Source organism: Coleofasciculaceae cyanobacterium, from assembly GCA_036703275.1.
GTDB lineage: Bacteria > Cyanobacteriota > Cyanobacteriia > Cyanobacteriales > Xenococcaceae > Waterburya.
Map to the genome: position 1 here is coordinate 1 of DATNPK010000042.1, position 2598 is coordinate 2598.

3 protein-coding genes are annotated in these 2598 nt (G+C 40.8%); all 3 read left to right on the forward strand.

Going from position 1 to position 2598, the window contains the following annotated elements; translation table 11 throughout:
• Window positions 1–172: photosystem II protein D2 (locus tag V6C71_08785; GenBank protein HEY9768586.1), on the forward strand; the 172-nt coding region annotated here is incomplete at its 5' end.
• 422 nt (window positions 173–594) lie between these two features.
• Window positions 595–1518, forward strand: coding sequence for an NAD(+) kinase (locus tag V6C71_08790; protein ID HEY9768587.1), 924 nt, complete (start codon window positions 595–597; stop codon window positions 1516–1518).
• Window positions 1519–1561: 43 nt separating this feature from the next.
• Entirely contained in the window at window positions 1562–2251 is a 690-nt protein-coding gene (locus tag V6C71_08795) for a response regulator transcription factor (GenBank protein ID HEY9768588.1), read from the forward strand.
• Window positions 2252–2598 lie beyond the last annotated feature (347 nt).

A 2598-nucleotide genomic window follows, 5' to 3' on the forward strand; every position in this document is an offset into this window, starting at 1 on the left:
TGATTTTGTCTCACAAGAGTTGAGAGCAGCCGAAGACCCTGAGTTTGAAACTTTCTACACCAAAAACATCCTGCTCAACGAAGGTCTAAGAGCATGGATGGCAACTCAAGACCAACCACATCAAAACTTTGAATTCCCAGAAGAAGTATTACCTCGTGGTAACGCGCTGTAATTAATAGAAGCGAAGTTATTTAAATAAAAATAAGTCCCTCAACTTGAGGGGCTTATTTTTATAGCTTAAAGGCTTGTAAAAAATTAAGTCTGAGTGATGAGATTTAATCTATTAAGCCAAGTCGATCATAACAATAAGCAAACTAGACTGTCATTTTTAGCTGCTCCACGATAGGCTAGAAGATAAGATTTTGATATTTAATTATTTTTGATTTCCTCAGGTAAGGGTTAAGCCGAAAAATCAATGGTAAAATTTTTCACTCTAAAAAATTGCCAAATAAATGCTTGATAGATTCCTGAGACTTTTAGCTGATTTTTATTAACTTTGTTTAAAAATTATCGTTGAGCGATAACCTGAGTATATGCCTTTCGCTAAAAGCTTTTTTACACCAAGACCAGATTAGTACAGGATAATAATTAGTTGTGCCAAAGCCAAAAGCCGGCATTGTTTATAACGATATTAAGCTAGTAGCTTGTAAAGTTGCATCAAATATAGAGGAGAAACTTACTGCTTCTGGCTGGGATGTGCGTATGACTACAGGAGTTGGAGGAATACTCGAATATCCAACTCCAGGTAGTCCTATTTGCCATACAAAAATTGAGCAGTTAACGCCACCTAACTTCGATCGAGACATAAAGTTTGCGGTTGTCTTGGGTGGAGACGGTACGGTGCTATCAGCCTTTAGACAGCTAGCTCCCTACCATATTCCTTTGTTGACCATCAATACAGGTCATATGGGCTTTTTAACGGAAACTTATTTAAGCCATTTAAGTGAAGCCATAGAAAAGTTGATCGCCCAAGACTATAAAATAGAAGAACGTTCAATGTTGGCGGTTAGGGTGTTTCGTAATGATGCTCTTTTATGGGAAGCACTAAGCCTTAATGAAATGGTCTTGCATCGAGAGCCGTTAACTAGTATGTGTCATTTTGAAGTAAAGATTGGTGAACACGCTCCCGTAGATGTGGCAGCGGACGGTATTATCATTTCAACTCCAACAGGGTCTACGGCTTATTCGTTGAGTGCGGGAGGTCCGGTGGTGACGCCAGAAGTTCCCGTATTGCAGCTTGCGCCAATTTGCCCCCATTCTCTAGCTTCTCGGTCTTTGGTATTTAGCGATCGCGAACCCGTTAAAATTTTTCCCGCTACGCGTAATCGCATGGTAATGGTAGTAGATGGCAATGGTGGATGCTATATTTTGCCAGATGACCATATCCAAGTCGAAAAATCAGTTTATCCAGCTCGTTTTATTCGTCTGCGATCGCCTGAATTTTTCCGTATTCTCAGGGAAAAGCTCGGCTGGGGACTACCTCACATCGCTAAGCCAACTTCGGTTGAGCTACCTTAAAGTAAGCGTTATTTAAGTATTGCCCTAGGGTTTAATCGTTTTGATGAATACCAAATCTAGCACAGCTAATTCGCCGATTCTCTTACTTACCGATCGCACTTTTGCCCAACAAGCGAGTATAGACTTACAAACTCTGGGCTATTTACCTGTTGTCGAAAAAGCTCAAAGAGGATGGCTTAAGTTAAGCAGTCATCAAGCAGCTATGGTAATTGTCGATCGCGCTTTTACAGGTAAATTTGGCTTTGATTTATGTCGTCAGTTACGTAATGCAGGCGATCGTACCCCAATATTAATGTTGGTAGAACAAGAAACCGTAGCCGAGAGAGTTGCTTGCTTAGAAGCAGGGGCAGACGATTATTTATTAAAACCCTATCAAAGAGAAAAATTACTAGAGCAAATTAAACTATATCTTCAGCCAGAAATTGGCATTTCTGAACAGCTTAGATTTGGCGAATTAATTCTCGATTTAAGTACTCGCCAAGTGATTAGACAAGAGCAAATTATTGACTTAACAATGAAAGAGTTTGAGTTGCTTAAATATTTAATGTCTAACCCACAGCAGGTAATGACCAGAGAAGAGATTATCGAGAACGTTTGGGGATACGATTATCGTGGTGAATCTAATGTGATTGAAGTATATATTCGCTATTTAAGACTTAAAATAGAAAGCCAAAACCACAAAAGGCTAATTCAGACTGTTAGAGGTATTGGCTATGTGTTGAGAGAAGCATAAGAAGCATAATTTGTGGTTGATCATTATCTGTTAGCTTAAAAAAGCTAATAGCTATATGCGAAGCGGTATCCTTTAGGACGAACTAACTAATTGAAAGCGAAGCAGCGGACGCGACGTAAGGAGGACGCGACGTAAGGAGGACGCGATATGCGGAGCGGTATCCTTTAGGACGTAAGGAGCTAATCCTTTAGGGCTAATCCTTTAGGGCGGTCTTGGGGGTTTCCACCAAACTAAGCGGTGCAAGCAAGGCGCGTTTTGCGAGACAGTCCGTTGCGGGGGTTCCCCCCGTTATAGGAACTGTCGAGGTTGAGTAAGAATCTTCTTACTCAAAAGCCGCCGCCCCATGA

What these genes read in the sequence shown, in the direction of transcription:
- V6C71_08795 (HEY9768588.1), top strand. Translation starts at nt 1,562, where the DNA reads ATGAATACCAAATCTAGCACAGCTAATTCGCCGATTCTCTTACTTACC.